Here is a 23,262-nt window from a genome sequence, read left to right on the forward strand (position 1 = left end):
GTTAGGCATGAACATAACGCAATTACGTGAGCAGTTTCCTGCATTAATGCAAAACGTTGATGGTAAATCGCCAATATTTTTAGACGGACCGGGTGGCTCGCAGGTACCAACATCGGTGCTTAATGCGATGACAGCTTATTTAGGTCATTATAATTCAAACTTAGGTGGCGCGTTTTTCTCAAGTGATAAAACCGTTGAATTGATGGCGAATGCGCGTCAAGCAGCCGCTGATTTACTTAATGCACCTAGCTCACAACAAATTGTGTTTGGTCCAAACATGACCAGCCTAACATTTAGCTTTAGTCGTGCAATTTCACGCGACTGGCAGGCTGGCGATGAAATAATTGTAACCAATGCCGATCATTTCTCAAATGTATCGTCGTGGCAACAAGCCGCAGAAGATAAAGGCGCAAAGGTAAATACAGCGCTTATTAATGAAGCTGATTGCAGCTTAGATATGGTGCAATTTGAAAGCTTATTAAACAGCAACACTAAGCTTGTAGCGGTAACGTATGCGTCAAATACCACAGGTTCAATTAATAATATTAAACGTATTGTTGAGCTTGCTCACGCTGTAGGCGCACTTGTTTATGTTGATGCCGTACATTACGCACCGCACGAACTTGTTGACGTGCAAGCGCTTGATTGCGACTTTTTAGCCTGCTCTGCATATAAGTTTTTTGGCCCGCATTTAGGTATGGTTTACGGTAAAAAAGAACATTTAGACGGGTTTACACCTTATAAAGTAGAACCCGCTAAAGACGTAGCACCAGGTCGTTGGGAAACCGGCACACAAAGCTTTGAAGCTATGGCGGGCTTTATTGCTGCTGTTGATTACATTGCAGCAATTAGCGAACTTGACGATAGCCATTCACGCCGCGAAAAGTTAAGCATAGCTTTTGCTAAAACTAAACAACACGAAATGGCGCTTAGTGAGCACTTTTTAACGCGCTTGGTAAACTACCCACGCATTAAGTTTTTTGGTATTGATGACTTTGATCGCTTAAATGAGCGTACACCTACTTTTGCTTTAATTTTTGAAGGGCTTGAGCCACGCGCCGTTTCAGAATTTTTAGGTAAGCAGCATATTTGTGTGTGGGATGGTAATTTTTACGCGCAAGGTTTGTGCAAGCAATTAGATGTGCTTGATAAAGGCGGTGTAGTGCGCATTGGTTGTATGCACTACAACACGATTGAAGAGCTAGATCAGTTGTTTAATTTATTTGATGAACTGCTCGGTTAAATAATACTGATTTTGGTGCGCTAACTCTTTGGCGCACCATATATTTGTTCTGCACGGTTAAACAATACCCACGATGTTAAAATATACTTATCGTTTGATACTGGCTTATTACCTCTGTGGGTATGTGTAAAGTAGCCAGGAGCTATTACCATAGTGCCTTTTTTAGGTGCTACTTTACGATTTTGATAGTAAAACTCCGTTTCACCGCCTTCATCAACATCGTTTAAATAAAACATAAATAACAACACGCGATGTAGTGCTTCATTGTGCTGTAGCTGCGGGTAAACTTCACTATGCCAGTAAGGGTAGCCACCTTTGTTTACTTCATATTTTTGCGCTTGAATATTACCAAGTCTAAAAATTTGCTGAACTAGCAAAGGTAATTGCGGTTTACCCACTTCTTCAAAATTTTCTTGGGTTAAATCGACAACGTCGCCTGTTTTTGGGTGATAGACCTTTAAGCCAAATGCCCCAATCATCATAAAAATATGCTCTTCAACATACTTAAAAACATGCTGTGCAGTCGTTTGTTGTATATGTTTTAATTGTTGTGCATATTCGGGGTGATTATTTAAGTGTAGGTCGTGACTGTCTTTTTTCTTTAAGTCGACACCGCCCGATGTTACCCCTTGTTTTACATGCGGGCTTTGCGCGAATGTGGAAATAAATTCATCGCAAAACTCATCGCTTAATGCGTTATCAACAACGCGTATAAAGTCCGTCATGGTTTACCTTTATATAATTATTATTGGATTTTTATGTTTATTGAAAAAGTGATGCCGCGCTTTAGCGAAACAGATGCACTCGGACACATTAACAATACCGTACTACCTGTATGGTTTGAAGTCGCACGTGGACCTATTTTTAAGTTTTTTACACCGGACTTAAATCCACAGGACTGGAAACTGATCATAGCTAAAATAGAGGTGTCGTTTGTAGGCGAATTATTTTATGGCCACGAAGTGATCGTAAAAACCTCTGTAGAGCATATAGGCACTAGCTCTTTTACGCTGAGACAGGAAGCATGGCAACACGATAAATGCTGCGCAATAGGTAAGGCCGCTATGGTGAGGTATGATTTTATTGCTAAATCAAAACAAGCGCTTAGCATTGACGAAAAAGCAGCGCTTAACGAGCACATTTACCAAAGCAGTTAACCTTACGAGGCTTATGTTTTACATAAGCCCATACTGAGCTGAATTATTGTAAATATATGATGGCAGCTGTAAATTTTTATCGTGATTTTTTTAACGCATTTAGATTGAGTTACAAGTGCTAGTTATATACTATTTATATTATATATTGTTGCGCCGTTATAACAGGAAATGTTAATTCGGTAATTTGATTGGAGAATGCGTGTGACATCTATTGCCAATAACCAACCTTTACAAGTTATTCAGCTCAGTGATGGTCAAAATTTAACAGCTGAAATTTTGCCATTTGGCGCAATAATAAAAAGCATTAAATTTAAAGAACAAGAAATGACGCTTAGCGTCGATGATCCTCAATACTATCTTGAAAACCCATTTTATCTTGGCGCTACAGTAGGTCGATACGCTAATCGCATTGCAAAGGGGCGTTTTAGCTTATCTGGTACCCAATATCAACTAGAAGCAAATAACGGCCCTAATAGCCTGCACGGCGGCGTTAAAGGCTTTAATAAAGTACTTTGGCAAGTAACCAAACAAACTGAAAGTGAAGTTGAGCTTTATTATTGCTCGCCCGACGGCGAACAAGGTTTCCCCGGTGAGTTGCAGGTTTGGCAAACTATTAGCGCTAAAAACGGCGAGCTTACTCTGCACTTTAAAGCGCTAACCAATAAAGAAACGCTCGTTAACTTTACTAACCATTGCTATTTTAATCTTGATGGCAGCGAATCAATTAATGAACACCTTGTTCAAGTTAATGCCAATTACTATCTTCCTATTGATACAACTAGTATTCCACTTAATGAATCTGCATCAGTCACCGGTACCTGCTTTGACTTTACTAAGCCAGCTCAAGTTGGTGAGGCCTTAAGCGCCGTTCATCCTCAACTAGAAGCTGGAAATGGCTTTGATCACTGCTATATTTTTAATGATGACAGCAGTTTAAAGACGATGGCTACATTAACTTCGCCACACACGAACGTTAGTTTAACCCTTAAAAGTACGCAGCCAGGCATGCAGCTTTATACCGCAAACTTTGTTGGTTCGCCTTTTAAAGCACGGCAAGCTTTGTGTTTTGAAGCGCAAAATTGGCCAGATGCGCCAAATCGTGAAAATTTTCCAAAAGCTAATTTATTGCCGGGAGAGGATTACGAACAGGTTATTATTTACTCTTTTTCTGAATGAATACAGCATTCTAATGTTAATTTAAAGAAAATTAAAAGCAAAAATACAGTGATTAAATGCTATCCATAATTCAGGAAAAGGTTGCACTTTTTGCTGGTTTAAAGTATTTATAATATAAATAGTATTTGAAACTATATGCACTACCACAACGACACAACGACTACACACAATCAGGAGTTTTTAAAAAATGATAATTAACAATAAGTTATCGTTCAACAAGAAAACCGCGATCAGTATTGCTATCACAGGCATATTGGCAAGCGGAAACGTTGCAGCTCAAGGCGCTGAAGGCAATACGCCTACAGTAGTAAATGAAGATGTTGAAGTTATCGCAGTAACGGGTATCCGCAGCAGCTTACGTTCATCAATGTTAGATAAAAAAGCATCTAATGTTGTTACAGACGGGATTAAAGCAGAAGATCTTGGTAAATTTCCTGATTTAAACGTAGCAGAATCTCTGCAACGTATTACAGGTGTAGCAATTGACCGTAGTGGTGGTGAAGGCCAAGCGGTAACTATTCGTGGTTTTGGTCCACAATTTAATACTGTACTTGTTAATGGTCGTCAAATTGCGACAGACAGTGCAGGTCGTGAATTTAATTTTGATGTATTGGCGGCGGATCAAATCACCGGTGCTGATATTTATAAAAGTAATACAGCAACTCTTCAAGAAGGCGGCATTGGTGGTACGGTTAACGTAACTACAGCACGTCCTTTTGATTTTGGTGGTTTACATATTTTAGGTTCAGTTAAAGGTATGTACGAAAGCCTTTCTGAAGAAGTATCTCCATCAACATCATTCTTAATAAGTAATACGTTTAACGATGACAAGCTAGGTGTGCTTTTTGCCATCACTAATCAACAACGTAAACTTCAAAATAACCAAATTTTAACGGCTGGTTGGCGCGGTGGCCAAACAATCTCTAATCCAACGGATGGTGTATTGTTTGAAAATGCCTACATTCCACGTAACTGGGATCAAGTTGTTGATGAGCAAGACCGCGAACGAACAAACGCAAGTTTAGTACTACAATATGCACCGTCTGACGATGTTACGATTACTGTTGATGGCATGATTTCAAAATTCGAAGTTGACTCAACAGTACGCGATTTAGCATCTTGGTTTGAACCAGACCGCGTAGGTAGTGCAACGATTGATCCAGAAACAGGTACTCTTTTAACTTTCTCTCAAGAAGTTGGCTTAGGCGCACCAAGTGGCGACCCTGCAAGTGATTTTGTATCACATACACGTAACTCACGTGATGTAACTAATAAAGCATTTGGTATTAACGTTGACTGGCAAGTAAACGAGTCATTAAAAGCAAAATTTGATGTATCTCGCTCAACAGCCGAAAATGACCGAGCAGGTACTGACCGTTTTAACGTTGTAGGTATTATTAATAGCTATACTTTTGACGGTACTGGCAGTATTCCTACTGTACAGCATGATGGTTTTGAAAATGGTTCATTGCCTGATCCAAGCCTAGCGCGTCTTCACTACAATGAAATTGGTCTTCAATTTACAGATGAAGATGAAATTACTGAAGTAAAAGCTGATTTTGAATATGTGCCAGATAAAGGCCCAGTAGAGCGTATTAACTTTGGTGCTTATCGCCAAGAGCGTGAAAAATCAAGCTTCCAAGTATTTGGTAGCCAATGTCAATTTTGTGGTTACGGGACAGAAGCGCCACTTGATGCAATTGATTTTGAAGCTTATACAGCGAGTAACTACTTCCCTGGTTTGATCGATACATTTTATAGCTACGATGGCGATAAAATGCTTGATTACTTAGCCGATCAAGGTTTCCCAGTAGAACCAACACTACAAAATAACCGTTACACAATTAACGAAGACATCACTAGCTTATACATGGACTTTACGCTTGGTTTTGACCTTTCAGATATGCCTGTAACAGTTAACTTTGGCGCGCGTTACTCAGAAACTGATATTGAAGTTGCTGCAATACAAAGCTTTATTAGCGATGTAATACCAACGTCAGATGCGACATTGTTTGCTAACGTATTTGGCCCGGCTACAAGCATTGAACAAGGTACTAGCTACTCAAACTTACTCCCTTCTTTAAATGTTAAGTTAGAGCTGCAAGATAACATGATTTTACGCTTTGCAGCGTACGACAGTATCACTCGCCCAACGATGTCTCAGTTATCTCCTGCGACAAACTTTAACGAGCCACGTCGTCAAAACTTAACCGCAAGTGGCGGTAACCCTGCACTTAAACCATTCCAATCAGAAAACTGGGATATCTCTTACGAGTGGTACTACAACGATGCTAACTTATTTAGCTTTGCAGTATTTAGTAAAGAAGTAGATGACTTTATTGTTACCCTAACAGGTGCAGAAACATACGATATGACTGACCGCTCAGGTCCTGATTTTGTGTGTACTACATGTACAGACCAAGCAGATGACGAACTTATTGGTAGCTCAGAAGTTTACACAGTGACTCGTCCTCAAAATGGCGAATCAGCTAAAGTAACGGGTTACGAAGTTGGTGTAACTCATATGTTTGAAAATGGCTTTGGTTTTATTGCCAATGCAACAGTAGTAAACAGCGACATTAGTGTGGGCGCAGACACTACACAAACATTTGCACTTGAAGGTTTAGGCGATTCACAAAACTTAATATTTTTCTATGAGCAAGATAACTGGCAAGCACGTGTTGCATTTAACAACCGTGAAGGCTTTTTACGCTTAGTTGATAACGGCTTTAACGGTGAACCAGTGAACGTAGAAACTTACGGTCAGTGGGATATTAGTGCAAGCTACGATATTAACGAAAACTTCACTATTTTTGCCGAAGGCATCAATATTACTGAAGAAGAGCTAGTACAAACAGGTCGTTTTGCTAACCAAATCTATTCAGTTGAAGATAATGGCTCACGTTACGCGTTTGGTATTCGCGGATCGTTTTAATTAATGATGGAGGCGTATTTTTCGCCTCTTAGTTTTCATTACAGCACCAAGGTGCTAATACCAATTAGGTTAATTTAGCAGTAATGTATATTAGTTAACCTAATTGACTAAAATGAATACACATTAAATCAAAATGCCCTAACGGGCATTTGTTGTATAAAACGTTATCAAAAATACTCAAAGAGTAGTCCATTATGAATAAAGCAATAAAAACAGTAGCGGTAGTTGGCGGTGGTACAGCAGGATGGCTGAGCGCTGCAATTATAGCTTCGTATCACCAAGGTCAAAATGGTGACGGCTTAAAAGTGATGTTGGTTGAATCGTCAGACATTCCAACTATTGGCGTAGGTGAAGGTACCTGGCCCACGATGAAAAACACACTTCAGCAAATAGGCTTGCGTGAAGTTGATGTGTTTAAAGCCTGTAATGCTACCTTCAAACAAGGCGGGAAGTTTGTAAATTGGACTCATGGCAATAATGACTTTTACTACCATCCATTTACTGTACCGCTAGGCTACGGCCGTATAGATTTAGCCCCTTATTTAGATAATGTTGAAGACTTTGCACAGCAAACTAATTTTCAACATGATATTTGCGAAGCAAGCTTAGCCCCAAGAGGTATAGCGCAAGGTGATTATCAAGGTAATTGTAATTACGCTTATCACTTAGATGCCGGCGCTTTTGCAGAAATGCTTAAACAGCATTGTAAAAGTAAGCTTGGCGTAGAACATATTATTGGTACTGTTGATCAGGTAAAACTTGATGACGATGGTGCAATAAATGAGCTTACTCTAAAAGATCAAACCCGCACTATAAACGCCGACTTATTTATAGACTGTACTGGTTTTTCATCATTGTTATTAGGCCAAGCGCTCAACGTACCGCTTAAAAAAATGGACCACGTGCTATTTAACGACAGCGCACTGGCTATGCAAGTCCCTTACGATGAAAACGATGACTCCTTAGCCAGCCATACCATAGCAACAGCGCAAAACGCTGGATGGATTTGGGATATAGGTTTAACGCACCGCCGAGGTGTAGGACATGTATATTCAAGCAAATTTTTATCAGACGATGAAGCAGAGCAAAACCTAAGAAACTATTTAGGCGATGCAGCAAACGGTTTAACTGCCCGTAAAATTAGTTTTGAATCAGGATACCGTGAGAAGTTTTGGCATAAAAACTGTGTTGCTATTGGTATGTCAGCAGGGTTTGTAGAGCCGCTTGAAGCAACCGCTATTATGCTTGTTGAAATTTCAGCACGCTTTGTAGCAGAGCACATGCCAGCAGACACACAAGTAATGCCTATTGTAGCTAAACGCTTTAACGAGCAGATGGATTACCGCTGGCAGCGTATTATCGACTTTTTAAAGCTGCATTACATGCTAACCAAGCGCCCAGAACCTTACTGGCAAGCACATGTACAGCCCGATACGATCCCACAAACCCTGCAAGAAGATTTACTTCTTTGGGGAAGCCGTGGCCCGCTTATTCAAGATTTTCATGGCGCATTAGAGTTATTCCCTGCCGCCAGTTATCAGTATGTTTTGTACGGTATGGGCTTTAAGCCTGACTTTACTAAACAAGCATATTTGTATTCACAGCATGTGCAAGCCAAACAAATAATTGAACGTAACAGCCAGCTTACACAGCAGATGTTGCAAACTTTGCCGCCTCACCGTGCTTTTATAGAGCAGTGGTTAGCAGCTAACCCAGTTTAAGGATGTGTAACTATGGCTATTAGTGAACTAGTAAACACCAAACACCAAACATTAAAAATTAACCCCAATGCAGCCGTTGAATACGCAAAAACGCAGCATTTAGTTAATTTAAGAGCAAATGAAATAGCAAAAGCAGCCTGCGACTTACCTATTTTTTTAGCACGTAATACACAAAATGGCAGTTATACAGTATCAGCGTTAACCAGCTTTAGTGCAGGTCAAAGTTTATTGGTTAATAACAACCAATGGCAGGCACTTTACACACCGGTATGTATGCAAACCCAGCCTCTTTATTTAATGACTCGAGAAGCAAATAGTAGCGATTATTTTATCGCGATTGATGATCAAAGCTCAGCCGTAAACACGCAGCAAGGTGAGGCACTATTTGATGCTAAAGGTAATCCGAGTTTATTTTTAAGTGCACAGCAAAAACTGTTAGAAAGCGACTTAAAAAATGACTATCAAACGTATCAATTTACCCAAGAAGTTGCGCGGTTAGGGCTCATTAAAAACATAGATATTGTATTGCAGTTTGAGCAAGGCGAAACCCAAACTATTCAAGGTTTGAGCACCGTTGATGAAGACAAACTGCAAACATTAGATAGCAATACCATTGCAGAGCTACAAAAGCAGGGTTACTTGAGTGTGCTTAACAGCATGCTTATTTCACTGTTTCAGTTAAATGCATTGGTAAAGCTGCATAACCAACGTCCCGAACTTATGCCTTTAAAGCAGATTAAGTTAGAACTAAGTCGAGATGCGCACGCGCTGTAGCGTGCACTTTTTTATTACACAGACATTGCGCATAACGCGCAGGAGACACACACATGTCAGATAACATTTTACAGCTGGTGGTTTTTGTTTTTGTCACCGCTTTAATTGGTGGCCTTACTTATTGGAAATGCCGAGGCCAAAATCGCAATAACGGACAAAGCCAAACCAAAGAGTATTTTTTAGCGGGCGGTGGCCTTACTTGGATGTTTGTTGCAGGTTCAATCACATTAACTAATTTAAGTACTGATCAGCTTGTAGGTATGAATGGTAACCAAATGGCTTTACTGGTTTGGTGGGAGCTTGCAGCAATTATAGGTTTGATTATTTTAGCCAAAGTGTTCATTCCTGTTTATTACAAATACAACTGTACAACGACCACAGAGCTTTTAGAAAAGCGCTATAACAACAAACATATTCGCGCTGTTATTGGTGGTTTATTCTTTTTAGGTAATGCACTTATTTATATGCCAGCGGTTATTTATTCTGGCGCGCTATTTATGCAAACCATGTTTAAGGTTGATATTCCGCTAATGTATATTGCCACCGCATTTGCCATTATTGGTGCTGTTTATGCGTTTTTTGGCGGCCTACGAGCAGTTGCTGTATCGGATACCTACAATGGCATACTTGTACTAGGCATGGCTGTTTTAGTCGTGTTTTTAGCACTTAATGCGATTGATTATGACTTTACGGGTATTCCTGAGGAGCGCTTAACACTCATAGGCGATGCTGACTCACCTATTCCGTGGCCAACACTTTTAACCGGTATGATCTTTATTCAAATGTATTACTGGGGTACTAACCAAACAATCACACAGCGAGCAATGGCAGCACCTAATGTTAAAGAAGCGCAAAAAGGTATATTTGCAGCTGCGGGTATTCGTTTTTTAATCGTCCCTGCAATTGTGGTATTACCGGGTATTATTTCGTTTAAACTTTATGGCGATATTGGCGACGCTGCTTATGGTCGAATTGTGGGTGATGTAATGCCAGCATGGTTAACCGGTGTGTTCGCAGCGGCAATGGCAGCAGCTGTACTCTCTACTTACAACAGCTTATTAAATTCAGCTACAGCACTATATGTGTGTGACATTCACGAAGCGTACTTTAATAAAGAGCCAAGTGTTGTAAAGCTAAGTGGTTACGTAACATTGCTACTAACAAGTTTAACACTGGTGCTTGTACCAATTTACCAGCAAGCAGACAGTATTATTAACTTGCTACAGCAATTAAATGGCTTATTAAGTATGCCTATATTCTCAATTTTTGTAGTGGGCTTATTATTTAAAAATGTGGATGCACGTGCAGGTATTGCAGCAGTAATTTTAGGTGTTGTAATGTACGGCATGCTTACATTTGCAAACTCACCACTACATACTGACATTCATTACATTCACTTAATGCCAATTACACTGATTGTATGTGTAGCTTTTGCATTGATAGTAAATAAAGTGGTATTTGGTTTGAATGCGCAGTGGGCAGGTAAAACACCGGCACTTGATGACGCAGGCCAAGCACAAGTACAAAAATAGATTATAAATAGTTTAAGCTGAAAAAATCGGCCATGGGGCAACTCTGGCCGATTTTTTATATATATTAAAAGCAATAACAGAGCTTTAAAGTAAAGGTTAGTTTAATACCTTTTATTACAGTGGTACTTCCAGTGAGTTTATCTGACTATTTGCGATGTAAAGACTATCAAAATCTAATTTGTATGATATATACTATTATTATTGAGTGTCACCATCTGATAGATTGTGGCTCAAGCAAAGAGATACATTTAGTAAATAGTGTAGCTTACTAATTTTCGTTATATTTATAACTCACACAATGAACAAGAGGATAGGAAAATCATGGCCGACACTAAATCATTTTATCGATTAGACAGTGTAAACAGCACCGTTATTTTCGACTGCCAGAGCAAAACACCGGCGTTACTGTACTTTGGTAAACGCCTATCTGAGCAAACAACAGAAACAATGCTTACTCAGCTTGCTACCCGTCAAGAAGTAAAATGTGCCGTGGTTGAAGAAGCGCCTATTTCTCTATCTCCGTTATTAGGCGAAGGCTTTACTGGTGCGCCAGGGCTTGAGCTAGTAAATGATTCAATCGCATGGTCAGTAGGGCCACAACTTCAAGAAGTTCGTCAGCCTTCAAGTGCGACTGTTGAGTTTGTAAGTGTAGATAAGCTTCGTGGTATTGAAGTCGTGCACAGCATTACACTTGATAAAAGCACTGACGTACTTAGCGCGCATACCGTATTAACTAATTTAGGCGGCTCACCACTGGGCGTTAATTTTTGCGCCGCGCCAACATTTCAATTGCCAGATAGCGTAAGCAAAATAGTGAGCTTTGAAGGTCGTTGGTCAAACGAATTCCAGCGTCAATCGGTTGATTTAGTCTTAGGCAGTTTTGTTCGTGAAAACCGTAAAGGCAAAACATCACACGATGTATTTCCTGGTTTATTAGTGCATAACGAAAATGCAGGCGAGCAGCACGGCGAATGTTACGGCTTTCATTTAGGTTGGAGTGGTAATAATAAACTACGCGCAGAGCTTTTAGCTGAAGGTCGTCGTTACGTGCAAATGGGTGAGCTATTACTTCCTGGTGAGCTTACGCTTGCTAAAGGTCAAACGTATCAAAGCCCGAGCATTTATGGCTCGTTTTCGAGTGAAGGTTTTAGTGCGCTTTCTCGTAATTTTCATCGTTTTGTTAAAGCTAATTTACTTAGCCAAGCACAGCGTGAAAAAACGCGTCCTGTGCATTACAACACATGGGAAGGCATTTACTTTGATCACGACGTAGATACGCTTAAGCAACTAGCCGACAAAGTGGCCCCGCTAGGTATTGAACGTTTTGTACTTGATGATGGTTGGTTTAAAGGCCGCCGTGGCGATAACGCTGGTTTAGGTGATTGGACAGTAGATTACAAAATTTACCCAGATGGTTTATCACCAGTCATAGATCATGTGAATAGCTTAGGTATGGAGTTTGGTATTTGGTTTGAACCAGAAATGGTTAACCCAGATAGTGATTTATACCGCGCGCATCCTGATTGGGTTTTAGGCTCTCAAAACAACGAACAGTTAAGCTTTAGAAATCAGCTAGTACTTGATTTAACGCGCTCTGAGGTTGTTGAGTACCTATACAAAGCGATTGACGATATTTTAGTTGAATACCCAACTATTAAGTACATTAAATGGGATATGAACCGCGATATTAACCATGCGGGTAATTTTGATGGTAAGCCAGCAGTGCATCAGCAAACATTAGCACTTTATCGTTTAATTGACCGTATTAAAGCGGCGCACCCTGGTCTTGAAATAGAAAGCTGTTCGTCAGGTGGTGCACGTGTAGATTACGGCGTACTTGCACACACAGACCGTGTATGGACGTCAGATTCAAACGATGCGCTTGATCGCCTTGAAATACAGCGTGGATGTTCGTTCTTTTTCCCATCGTCGGTAATGGGGGCACACGTAGGCCCACGCGATTGTCATATCACAGGGCGTAATGTAAGTATTGAAATGCGTGCTGCGGTATCAATGTTTGGCCACATGGGAATCGAAATGGACCCACGTGAGCTGACCGATCACGAATACAATGCACTTAAAGCGGCAATAGCACTTCACAAAGAGCATCGTGAGTTTATTCATGCTGCCGATTTATACCGCCTAGATAGCGATGATTTATCAATTAATTTTGGTTTAATTGATGAGCAAAAAACAAAAGCATTATTTGCCTATAACAGCGTTCGCGAAACACCGCGTACAGCGCCTAATAAGCTTCGTTTTGTTGGCCTAGATGCCGATGCGCAGTACACACTTAATTTAGTGTGGCCGGTAAAATTTGAAGAGTATCGTCCATCTTCTATTGCAGCGGTAAATGGTCAAACATTTACCGGTGAAGCGTTAATGCAGTTTGGTTTACAAATGCCAATTTCATTCCCGCAAACATCGCTTATATTTGAGCTTAACAAAGCTTAAATTTAACTAAGAGCAGTAAAGGGCGAAAATCGCTTTTATGCTGCTCTATTGAGATATCAGTAGTCAGCTCTATATTGTTTAGAGCTGACTTTTTTATATCTTTAGTAAGCTAATTTAGTAAATTAACTTAGTAAACTCAAAAGTATCGAAAATAGAGTGGTTACGCTTGCGCGTAATTTTGCTTGTTACCCAACCAACGTTGAATTAGTGGGTCAACAACCTCAGGGTGTTGCTTAAGCATTTGTTGTGCAATTGGTCTAACTTGGTTGAGGATGTGCTTATCGCGGGTAAGATCGGCAATTTTAAACTCGGCTAACCCTGTTTGTTTTGTACCGAGTACTTCACCAGGGCCACGAATTTCTAAATCGCGCTCAGCTATCACAAAACCATCGTTACTATCGCGTAGTACACCTAATCGCTTTTGAGCAGTATGAGACAGTGGTGCGTGGTATAAAAGCACGCAATGCGATGCAGTAGCGCCACGGCCAACTCGCCCACGTAACTGATGCAGCTGTGCTAAGCCTAAGCGCTCAGGGTTTTCTATAATGATTAAGCTCGCATTAGGGACATCTACACCAACTTCAATAACCGTCGTGGCAACTAAAACATGTATATTACCTGCTTTAAACTCGCTCATAATGGCTTGTTTTTCAGCTGATTTCATTCGGCCATGTACTAAGCCTACGTTTAGCTCTGGTAGCGCTTCTTTTAACTGCAGTGCACTGTCTTCGGCGGCTTGGCATTGCAGTACTTCAGATTCATCAATAAGTGTACACACCCAATAAACTTGGCGGCCTTGCTCGTTACACGCTAATTTAACGCGAGCAATAATATCGTCCCTACGAGTATCTGGAAGTGCTACTGTTATGATTGGCGTACGCCCAGGTGGTAACTCGTCAATCACAGAGGTTTCTAAGTCGGCATAGGCGGTCATAGCGAGCGTACGTGGGATAGGTGTTGCGGTCATAACTAGTTGATGAGGGTAACAATCACCAAACTTACCCTTTTCGCGCAGTGATAAACGCTGGTGGACACCAAAGCGGTGTTGTTCATCAATAACGATAAGCACTAAGTTATTAAACTTAACTTCATCTTGAAATAAAGCGTGAGTACCTACAATCATTTGGGCTTCACCAGAGGCTATTTTTTCAAGTGTTGCTACGCGCTCTTTGCCTTTTGTTTTACCGCCAAGCCAAGCAACTGTTATACCTAGTTGATTAAACCACGTTGTAAAATTAACGCCATGTTGCTCTGATAAAATTTCAGTAGGAGCCATTAAAGCTACTTGAAAGCCCTGCGCAATGGCTGTTAGTGCACTAAGTGCTGCTACTAGGGTTTTACCTGAGCCTACATCGCCTTGTACTAAACGCATCATTGGATACGCGTGTTGCATGTCACCTTTAATTTCAGCAACTACGCGGCTTTGCGCATTTGTGGGTGCAAAAGGAAGTAGCTCTAAAAATTGGCTTTCTAATGTGTTTACCGGATTTAATGCCACGGCTTTAACTTGTTGCCCTTGCTCTCGTACTTTTAATAAGCTGAGGTTTTGAGCAAGTAACTCCTCAAATACAAGGCGCTGTTGAGCAGGATGAGTGCCTTGTTCTAATGCAGTTACATCAACATCATTTGGTGGGCGATGCAGTAATAATAAGGCGTCACTTAGTGGCATATTTGATGGCTGCCACTGTGAAGGCAGTAGTTCTTCTACTGAGTATTTATGCAGTAAATCAATAGCCTGTTCACTTAAAGCTCTAATCGATAGTTGCTTTAAACCTTCTGTTGTTGAATAAACGGGCGTTAATGTGGTCGCTACCGGCTGCTCGTTAGAGGTATCGCTGATGCTGTATTCAGGATGACTCATTTCAAAGCCAACACGGCCACGGCGCACTTCACCAAAACAACGTATTATTTTACCAGCACTAAATGCGTTTTTTTGTGCAGCGGTAAAATTAAAAAACCGTAATGTTAGTCTGCCAGTACCATCATTGATTTGGCAAACAAGCATGCGCCTTTTACCAAACGTGATTTGGCTTGTTTCAATTGTTGCTTCAACACTTACGTGGCTATGAAGCGACAACTCGCTAATCGCGTATAAGCGAGTGCGATCTTCATAGCGAAGTGGCAAATGAAAAAGCATATCTTGCACAGTTAAAATACCTAGCTTTAACAAACGCTCAGCCATTTTTGGGCCGACCCCTTTGAGCTCTGTAATTGGGTATTGATTTAAGCTAGGTTTAGACAAAGTGTATCAATCTTATTATTTGTGAGTAGGCTAAGTGTACTTACAGAGCTTTAGTCCATCAAGTATGTTTTAAAGCTTGCCAAAATTGCTCGTCAGCGACTATTTCGCCGTTTTCATCAAGTGCAGGGTAGGGTAATTTTTTTTGTTTACACTGCCTTGCAATAATAGGGTGGCAGCCTTCAAAGTAAAGTGGGTGCTTAACTTCGGCGCTCAACATATCTCTATTATATAAACCAGCCAGCTCACGTTGGCGCTGTGCTTCAAACAATATTAGCGCAGCAGCAACCGAAACATTTAGCGATTGCACCATGCCTTGCATTGGAATAATAATATTTTGATCGGCATATTCTAGGGCTTTTTCTGATATCCCCGTTTTTTCTTGTCCAACAATAATAGCCGTTGGCTTGGTGTAATCTACTTCTCTAAAATCAACGGCATCTTCTGATAGATGAGTCGCGAGTATTTGTATTTCTGGATTGCGTTCACGCATTGCAGTAACGGCATCATCAATATTTCTATGTAAGTGCGTCTCTAGCCAGTTTTTACTGCCGCCTGAGGTATTGTTTGTTAGCCATTTTTGCTTTTCAGGCCATACAGCATGTACGTGATGGCAACCAACCGCATCAGCACTTCGTACTATTGCAGATAAGTTATGGTGTTTGTGCACGTCTTCTAAACACACGGTTAGGTCTGTTTGACGGCGCGAAAGTACGTCTTCGATTCTTTGATAGCGAGTTTGCTGCATGGTTATCCTCTTTTTTCGGCAATTATACGAGATTTTTGCAGTTAAGGCATTACCGTACGGCTAATTGGATTTTGTAGAGAAATAAGTGTTTCTGTTGACTGAATGGCTTCTATTGCCTGTATTTTATTAATCAGCACATCTTGTAAGTGATCAATGGACTTTGTCATTACCTTTATAAATATGCTGTAGTTACCTGTTGTGTAATAAGCCTCTACCACTTCCTCCAATGCTTCTAGCTTTATAAGCGTTTGCGGGTAATCACGTGCGTTATTTAAATTAATACCTATAAAGCAGCATACATCGTAGCCTAGCTGTTTAGTATTAATCGTTAATTGGGTGCCTGTAATGATCCCTGCTTGCTTCATTTTTTCAATTCTTACGTGAATTGTCCCTGCGCTTACATTAAATCTTTTTGCTAATTCGGCGTACGCAGTACGGGCATTTGCCATTAACGCATGAAGTATCTGTTTATCGAGATTATCGATTAAATAATTTTCCATTATATTTTTCTCATAAAATTATCGAATATATGGTTTTTTATACCACTTAATTAATGGTTTTTATATATTAAAGCTATTTTTGTTATGGGATGTTGAATTAATCCTTTAAATCGTTACATTAACTTCATTAAGGGCGCTAGTTAGAGCGCTTTTTATCAATTAAGCAAGTAACAATAACTGGGAATGAGGCCAATTATTATGAGTTCACACTATGTGCAGCAACAGCAGCAAATAAGTAAAGTTAAGCAATTTTTTTCACAACAACTAGAAACCCAACTTGGGCTGGTTGAGGTTCAAGCCCCAATTTTGGCTAAGGTTGGCGACGGCACGCAAGATAACTTAAGCGGCCATGAAAACGCAGTTGCTGTAAATGTGAAAGCGATTACAGATAGCCGCTACGAAGTGGTGCATTCACTGGCTAAGTGGAAACGTAAAACACTGGCTACTTATGGCTTTGGTGTTGGTGAGGGTATTTACACTCAAATGAAAGCTTTGCGCCCAGATGAAGATTCATTAAGCCCTATTCATTCTGTATATGTTGATCAGTGGGATTGGGAAAAAGTAATTAGCGAAACGACAGAGCGTTCGCTGGCAACACTAAAGCAAACTGTTCAATCTATTTATAAAGGGATAAAAGAGACGGAAGCTTTTGTAAATGAGTCTTATGGTTTGACGCCTTTTTTACCGGACGATATTAAGTTTGTGCACAGTGAAGAGCTACGTAAAATGTATCCTGACTTTAGTGCTAAGCAACGCGAAAAAGCCATTGCACAAGAATATGGTGCTGTATTTTTGATTGGTATTGGTGGCGCGCTTGGAGATGGCAAAATTCATGATGTAAGAGCCCCAGATTACGATGATTGGTCTACGCCAACATGCGATCAATATATGGGTTTAAATGGTGATATTTTAGTATGGAACCCAGTACTTGAGGATGCATTTGAAATATCATCAATGGGTATACGTGTAAGCCCTGAGGTTTTAAAAGCGCAGTTAAGTACAACTGGAGATGAAGACCGCTTAGAGTTTGATTGGCATAAAGCGCTACTACAAAGTAAATTTCCGCAAACGATTGGCGGTGGAATAGGGCAGTCTCGCTTGGCTATGCTATTGCTGCAAAAGCAGCATATTGGCCAAGTACAAGTGGGTGTATGGCCAAGTCAAACTTATGATACGGTAAGTGGCTTACTTTAAATTGTAAAAAAGTGAGTTAATTTGAGTGCTCAATAGAGCACTCAATTTTTTAGTGTGTTTTAAACTCTATTTCAATTTTATTATTTAAAAGTTTAACGTTGCACGGAGGGTAATTGCGGATTGTTTTAAGTACTTTATCAAAAATATGAATCTCTACACCTGAATGCAAAACAGAATTCACCGTTAAATTAGCGTCGCTAAGTAAATCGTGTAAGTCGTGATCTAAGTTTGAAAGACGTTTTTCTAATAGCTCTGCTTGCTCACAGTAATGTTTTTGAGTAGCTCCAATTTTAGTAATTAATATTTTCTTCTTTTCGGCATCCTTCACTAAATCAGTTTTTTCTAGCGCTGCTTGCAGCGTATCTAATTGTGCATCTGTTTTAGCTAAGTCTTTAAAGCAATTATCAGTATCCGCTGTTATTTCAGCGCCAGAAGCCGCTAGGTTAATAATCATTTTAGCGCCTGATTCATTCCCTATTTCGCCAGCAATGAGAGTTGTTGCATCAAGTATTTCACCACCAAATATTTTACCCTTAGGTAAGTCGGATTGGCCTACTTGCAGTAAGCGCTTAGCTTTTATTACACAATGGCTTGTTTGGCGATCAATAAAAATATTATTTGCATCGAGGTAACAATACTGTGAGTGAGATACATGAATATCACCTAGCGCAATTAGCTTGCAAGAAAGTGACTTACTATCCACTTTTTGATGGCCAATAATGCCTTGTTTAACCGTGATGTTTCCGCCTGCGGTAAGCTCGCCAGATTCAACCGTGCCAAATATAGTAATATCGCCTTTGGCAGTTACTTTCATCCCAGGGTCTATATTGCGAGTAACAATAACACTGCCTTGAAAGTCAATATGGCCGCTTTTTACATTTACATCTGAAATGGTAAAAATATCGTCGACACGCATACCATTATTAATTTCAACCGGAACACCAGCAATAGTAGAGACTAACTCAAGCGGATTCATTTTTGATATTTCAGTGCCTTCGCCTGCCACTAATTGTTTATTTTCTCCGGGCTTTGCGGGCAGTATGTCACCTATTACGGTAAAGCCTTCTTTACCGGGGGTTGCTGGTTGCTGGCGAATAAGCACAGAGCCAGGTTCTACGCTTGCAAGCTTGCCAAAGTCGCGCATGTCCACACTGCCATCTTCTTTGAGCTTGGGCGCTTTTAAGCGGTCTTTTAAAGTCTCTACGGTTGTTATTAGTTTAGTGGCTAAACCATCGCTTGGGAGCCTACCTTTAGCTAATATCCCCTTAACTACAGATCCCGCAGAGTGTTCAGATTGTTTTTGTAGCAGCTGTTCTAAAAAAGCTTGTTTATACCCACGCACAATGCCTGCTTTGACGAGTTGTTTTTTTGCATCTTCTAAACTTAATAACTTTCCACCTTGGGCAATCGTTAGCTCGCCAATGGTCAGCATTTTATCGTCGCTAATTGTTACATTTAAAGTGGCATTGTGTTTTGTTGCTACAACGAGAGTTTGTTGTGTGTTTTCGTTTTTAAAAAAATCATTAATAGCGTCATGATCTATTTTACAGTCGCAAAAAGCTGACTTTTCGAGAGCCTCTAAAATAAATGCAGCGCTGGGAGGAATATGCTCTTTTACATCAAGTAAAACATTTCCATTGTTGGCAAGCTTAAACACGAGTTAATCCTTTTTTACTACTTAAGTTAAGTTTGTTTTTTAAAACACAACTACAGATTGCTAGAAATTTACATTTGAGTCAAGAAGTCAGATAAAACGAAGTGTGGAGCGAAAAATAAAGGCTATAGAGAAGCTCTATAGCCTGTAATACTTAATTGGTAGAAGGTAATTCCATTATTCCGTCTATTTCAACTTGTGCACCTTTTGGTAGTGCACGAACACCTAATGCAGCTCTCGCTGGGTAAGGTTGTTTAAAGTATTGGCTCATCACTTCATTTACAGTGGCGAAGTTAGATAGATCAGTTAGGTAAATATTGATTTTAACTAAATCGTGAATTTTTCCGCCTGCTTCTTCACATACCGCAGCAATATTTTTAAATACTTGATGCGTTTGCTCGCTAAAATCTTCTGAAATCATTTCCATCGTTTCTGGAACTAATGGAATTTGACCAGATAAATAAACAGCGGTACCTACTTTAACTGCTTGGCTGTAAGTGCCAATAGCTGCAGGTGCTTTGTCGGTAGAGATAAATGCTTTATTCATGTGTTTCCTATTTTATTTTTTACGATAGACTTTTTGTACATCAGGCATAACGCGAATGCGGCGCATAATGTTAGCAACGTGGATACGGTTTTTAACGGTAACCCCTAAATCTATCACGTATAAATTACTTTCTTTTTCATCGGTGGCAATTTCGACAATATTGGCTTGGGTTGTAGCGACAACATTGGTTAGCTTAGCTAACGCGCCTTGATGGTTAATAATTTCAACTCTCAGAGCTGCAATATATTCTTTTTCTGGGTTATCGTCCCATTTTACAACTAAGTATTTAGAACGCTCATTTTCCCAACCACGAATATTTTTACATTCTTGGCGGTGAACGGTCAGGCCCTTACCTTGGCTTATATGAGCCGTAATGGCATCGCCTGGTACAGGTCGGCAACACTTAGAGTAATTCACTAACATGCCTTCAGTACCAATAATGGTCGCTTTAGCTTGGCTTGTTATATCAGTTAAATCGTCATTGTCATTTTGCAATAAGCGCTTGGCAATTAACATACTCATTAAGTTACCAGAGCCAATTTCTACAAGTAATTCAAGAAGCGTAGTTAGTTCGTGCTCTTCAAGTACTCTCGCTATATTTTCATCAGCAATGCTATCTAGTTTGTTTTCGCCTAATGCCGAATCAAGTAAACGACGCCCTAAAAGCATAGCCTCTTCATGATGCTGGCTTCTAAGGTAATTACGAACACCCAAGCGTGCTTTACCAGTAACAATAAAGTTTAGCCATGTTGCATTAGGGTGGGCACCTGAGCTTGTTATTATCTCTATGGTTTGCCCTGTATCTAATGGCCTACTTAAAGGATGTGGCTTGCGATTAACGCGAGCGCCTACACAAGTGTTGCCTACATCAGTATGAACCGCATACGCAAAATCGACTGCGGTAGCGCCCATTGGTAGCTCAACAATACGACCATCAGGTGTAAATACGTAAATTTCTTCTGGGAATAGCTCAGTTTTTACGTTTTCAATAAATTCAAACGATGAACCCGCACTTTGCTGAAGTTCTAATAAGCTTTGCATCCATTGGCGAGCACGTTGCTGCGAAGTATTACCTGCACCATCACCTGATTTTTTATACATCCAGTGCGCCGCTACACCTTTGTCGGCCATCTGATCCATATCGTGAGTACGAATCTGAATCTCAACAGGTATTCCGTGTGGGCCAACTAATGAAGTATGAAGCGATTGGTAACCATTAGTTTTTGGTACAGCAATATAATCTTTAAAGCGTGTTTCTATAGGCTTATAAAGACTATGAGCCACACCTAATACGCGATAACACGTATCCATAGAATCAACTGCAATTCTAAACGCGTAAATATCCATAACTTCGTTAAATAGCAGTTCTTTATTAAGCATTTTTTTATAAATACTATATAAATGTTTCTCACGGCCTGACACAGTCGCTTTAATGCCTGACTCTTCAAGACGTGCTTCTATTTCATGTTGGATATTAGTGATAACTTCTTTGCGATTACCACGTGCTTTAGCTACTTCAGATTTAAGTGCGCGATGACGCATAGGATATAAAGCTTGAAAACCTAAGTCTTCAAGCTCATTTTTAATATCGTGAATACCTAAGCGGTTTGCTATTGGCGCGTAAATCTCAAGCGTTTCACGTGCTATTCTGCGGCGCTTATCTGGGCGCAGTGCCCCTAAAGTACGCATATTGTGCGTTCTATCAGCAAGCTTGATTAAAATAACTCGAATATCCTGAGTCATTGCCATAATCATTTTGCGGTAGTTTTCAGCTTGGAATTCTTTTTTATCTTTAAAGCTGAGCTTATCGAGCTTACTTACACCTTCAACGAGTTCTGCCACAGTTTCGCCAAAAATTTCGGCTAAATCTTGTTGGCTAAAATCAGTATCTTCAATTACATCATGCATTAGCGCGGCCATGAGCGTTTCATGGTCAAGATGCATGCCTGCAAGAATTTGGGTTACTTCTACTGGATGAGTTATGTAAGGTTCGCCACTTGAGCGAGTTTGTCCTTCATGGGCCTCTCGGGCTACCACGTAAGATTTTTGAACCAGCTCTACATCAGCAGCGGGCAAGTATTCTGAAATTTTCTTTTTAAGACCTTCAAAAAGATACATTCACACTCCAATGTTCTAGTGAAGCAAATTAGGTAAGCTACGAATATACGATGAAATGAAAGGATTGCCAACGGCTATAGTAGAAATACTGCGCCGTTGGCTAAATCAGACCGGGAGGTCGATTATTGGTTGCCACCAACAATGGCAGCAACAGCAGCTAATTCTGCTGCTTCTTGGTGTTGTTGTTCTTCACGGTCAATTAAGTCCATTGAAGCGCTATCAACTAAACCTAATTCAATTTCACGTAAAGCAACTACCGTTGGCTTATCGTTTTCAGGGTCTACTAGTGGAGTTTTACCACCAACAGCAATTTGGCGGGCACGACGAGCCGCAACTAAAATTAAGTCAAAACGATTACCAACTGCATCTACTGCATCTTCAACTGTTACGCGGGCCATCACAGCACTCCAAAAATAATTTAAAAGCAAAGACGTAGTTTACTCCAAGGAGCCACTTTCGCCAATAGCCAGTGTTCAATTTTTATCAGTTTTACTTGCCTAAGCCTAATTTAAGTAAGCTTAAATTATTTAAGCAGACTATTTAGTAAAACTTGGTGACGATCTTCTTGCGCTTTTAGTGTTAAGCGCTGAGCCATTACAATCATTTCTATGTCGGCAAGTGCGTCCTCAAAGTCATCATTAACAATTACAAAGTCGTATTCATTATAATGTGATGTTTCAGATTGTGCTTTTGCCATACGAGAGGCAATAACTTCAGCCGAATCTTGGCCACGGTTATTTAAGCGTTGTTCTAATTCTTCTTTTGAAGGCGGTAGAATAAAAATAGTTTGTACGCTTGGCATAATTTTGCGCACTTGCTGAGCGCCTTGCCAATCAATATCTAAAAACACATCAATACCCGCATCAAGTTGCGACTCAATAGCCTGCTTTGATGTGCCGTAGTAATTATCGAATACTTGAGCCCATTCAAAAAAGTCATCTTTGGCAATAAGCGCTTTAAATTCGTCTGTAGATACAAAGTGATAATGCACGCCATTTTCTTCACCTGGGCGAGGGGCGCGAGTTGTATGTGATACAGATACTTTCATGTCAGCGTGTTTTTTTAATAACGCATTGATTAAGCTTGATTTACCAGCACCAGAAGGGGCTGACAAAATAAATAAGTTACCGCGAGTTTGTGCCATGTTTTTCTCTACCTAAAAATAAACAGGCTTGGGTTACAAGTAAGCCAAGCCTTTAATTAACTGCATTGTACTTTAATTAGCTCACCTTGCTCAAGTTAGTCGTGCTCATGTTGGTCATGTCCAAAT

18 protein-coding genes are annotated in these 23,262 nt (G+C 40.2%); 9 read left to right on the top strand and 9 right to left on the bottom strand.

Annotation, left to right across the window (positions count from 1 at the left end):
* The first annotated feature begins 7 nt into the window (after window positions 1-7).
* Window positions 8-1,243 (top strand): cysteine desulfurase-like protein, encoded by a 1,236-nt coding sequence (locus GQR45_RS11240; protein WP_165725938.1) that lies wholly within the window; start codon window positions 8-10, stop codon window positions 1,241-1,243.
* 20 nt (window positions 1,244-1,263) lie between these two features.
* Here the strand turns inward: GQR45_RS11240 and GQR45_RS11245 are convergent, their stop codons facing one another.
* A complete protein-coding gene (locus GQR45_RS11245) occupies window positions 1,264-1,968 on the bottom strand; it encodes a 2OG-Fe(II) oxygenase (protein ID WP_165725939.1) in 705 nt (234 codons plus the stop codon).
* A gap of 33 nt (window positions 1,969-2,001) precedes the next feature.
* Between GQR45_RS11245 and GQR45_RS11250 the strand changes: the two genes are divergently transcribed.
* The 7 genes from GQR45_RS11250 to GQR45_RS11280 all read left to right on the top strand — a co-directional run bounded on the left by GQR45_RS11250 (window position 2,002) and on the right by GQR45_RS11280 (window position 12,992).
* Entirely contained in the window at window positions 2,002-2,400 is a 399-nt protein-coding gene (locus GQR45_RS11250; RefSeq protein ID WP_165725940.1) for an acyl-CoA thioesterase, read from the top strand.
* A 201-nt stretch (window positions 2,401-2,601) separates the two neighbouring features.
* A complete protein-coding gene (locus GQR45_RS11255) occupies window positions 2,602-3,576 on the top strand; it encodes an aldose epimerase family protein (RefSeq protein WP_165725941.1) in 975 nt (324 codons plus the stop codon).
* Window positions 3,577-3,763: 187 nt separating this feature from the next.
* On the top strand, window positions 3,764-6,511 hold the full coding sequence (locus GQR45_RS11260; RefSeq protein ID WP_165725942.1) for a TonB-dependent receptor: 2,748 nt from the start codon (window positions 3,764-3,766) through the stop codon (window positions 6,509-6,511).
* A gap of 194 nt (window positions 6,512-6,705) precedes the next feature.
* Window positions 6,706-8,232, top strand: coding sequence for a tryptophan halogenase family protein (locus tag GQR45_RS11265; RefSeq protein WP_165725943.1), 1,527 nt, complete (start codon window positions 6,706-6,708; stop codon window positions 8,230-8,232).
* 12 nt (window positions 8,233-8,244) lie between these two features.
* Window positions 8,245-9,006 (top strand): SapC family protein, encoded by a 762-nt coding sequence (locus GQR45_RS11270; RefSeq protein ID WP_165725944.1) that lies wholly within the window; start codon window positions 8,245-8,247, stop codon window positions 9,004-9,006.
* A gap of 53 nt (window positions 9,007-9,059) precedes the next feature.
* Window positions 9,060-10,538 carry an SLC5 family protein gene (locus GQR45_RS11275; RefSeq protein ID WP_007580003.1) on the top strand — a complete coding sequence of 493 codons (1,479 nt, stop codon included), beginning with the start codon at window positions 9,060-9,062 and terminating at the stop codon, window positions 10,536-10,538.
* A gap of 321 nt (window positions 10,539-10,859) precedes the next feature.
* On the top strand, window positions 10,860-12,992 hold the full coding sequence (locus tag GQR45_RS11280; protein WP_165725945.1) for an alpha-galactosidase: 2,133 nt from the start codon (window positions 10,860-10,862) through the stop codon (window positions 12,990-12,992).
* A gap of 160 nt (window positions 12,993-13,152) precedes the next feature.
* Here the strand turns inward: GQR45_RS11280 and recG are convergent, their stop codons facing one another.
* The 3 genes from recG to asnC are packed head-to-tail and all read right to left on the bottom strand — an operon-like array spanning window position 13,153 to window position 16,479.
* The gene (recG, locus tag GQR45_RS11285; protein WP_165725946.1) at window positions 13,153-15,234 is read right to left on the bottom strand and encodes an ATP-dependent DNA helicase RecG; all 2,082 of its coding nucleotides are present in this window, start codon (window positions 15,232-15,234) and stop codon (window positions 13,153-13,155) included.
* 58 nt (window positions 15,235-15,292) lie between these two features.
* Window positions 15,293-15,979, bottom strand: a complete 687-nt coding sequence (gene trmH / locus GQR45_RS11290; RefSeq protein WP_007580009.1) for a tRNA (guanosine(18)-2'-O)-methyltransferase TrmH — start codon at window positions 15,977-15,979, stop codon at window positions 15,293-15,295.
* A gap of 41 nt (window positions 15,980-16,020) precedes the next feature.
* A complete protein-coding gene (gene asnC, locus GQR45_RS11295; protein WP_002958822.1) occupies window positions 16,021-16,479 on the bottom strand; it encodes a transcriptional regulator AsnC in 459 nt (152 codons plus the stop codon).
* A 198-nt stretch (window positions 16,480-16,677) separates the two neighbouring features.
* Between asnC and asnA the strand changes: the two genes are divergently transcribed.
* Window positions 16,678-17,673 carry an aspartate--ammonia ligase gene (gene asnA / locus GQR45_RS11300; protein WP_165725947.1) on the top strand — a complete coding sequence of 332 codons (996 nt, stop codon included), beginning with the start codon at window positions 16,678-16,680 and terminating at the stop codon, window positions 17,671-17,673.
* A gap of 49 nt (window positions 17,674-17,722) precedes the next feature.
* Here the strand turns inward: asnA and GQR45_RS11305 are convergent, their stop codons facing one another.
* The 5 genes from GQR45_RS11305 to gmk all read right to left on the bottom strand — a co-directional run bounded on the left by GQR45_RS11305 (window position 17,723) and on the right by gmk (window position 23,136).
* Window positions 17,723-19,330, bottom strand: a complete 1,608-nt coding sequence (locus tag GQR45_RS11305) for a FapA family protein (RefSeq protein ID WP_165725948.1) — start codon at window positions 19,328-19,330, stop codon at window positions 17,723-17,725.
* Window positions 19,331-19,481: 151 nt separating this feature from the next.
* Entirely contained in the window at window positions 19,482-19,874 is a 393-nt protein-coding gene (locus tag GQR45_RS11310) for a RidA family protein (RefSeq protein ID WP_007580015.1), read from the bottom strand.
* A 12-nt stretch (window positions 19,875-19,886) separates the two neighbouring features.
* A complete protein-coding gene (spoT, locus tag GQR45_RS11315) occupies window positions 19,887-21,992 on the bottom strand; it encodes a bifunctional GTP diphosphokinase/guanosine-3',5'-bis pyrophosphate 3'-pyrophosphohydrolase (RefSeq protein ID WP_007580016.1) in 2,106 nt (701 codons plus the stop codon).
* Window positions 21,993-22,114: 122 nt separating this feature from the next.
* Entirely contained in the window at window positions 22,115-22,390 is a 276-nt protein-coding gene (gene rpoZ / locus GQR45_RS11320) for a DNA-directed RNA polymerase subunit omega (RefSeq protein ID WP_007378835.1), read from the bottom strand.
* A 125-nt stretch (window positions 22,391-22,515) separates the two neighbouring features.
* Complete coding sequence (gene gmk, locus GQR45_RS11325) at window positions 22,516-23,136, bottom strand: guanylate kinase (protein WP_024593430.1); 621 nt, start codon at window positions 23,134-23,136, stop codon at window positions 22,516-22,518.
* Window positions 23,137-23,262 lie beyond the last annotated feature (126 nt).

Origin of the sequence: Pseudoalteromonas sp. SA25 (genome assembly GCF_011378705.1) — a bacterium.
GTDB classification, from domain to species: domain Bacteria; phylum Pseudomonadota; class Gammaproteobacteria; order Enterobacterales; family Alteromonadaceae; genus Pseudoalteromonas; species Pseudoalteromonas arctica.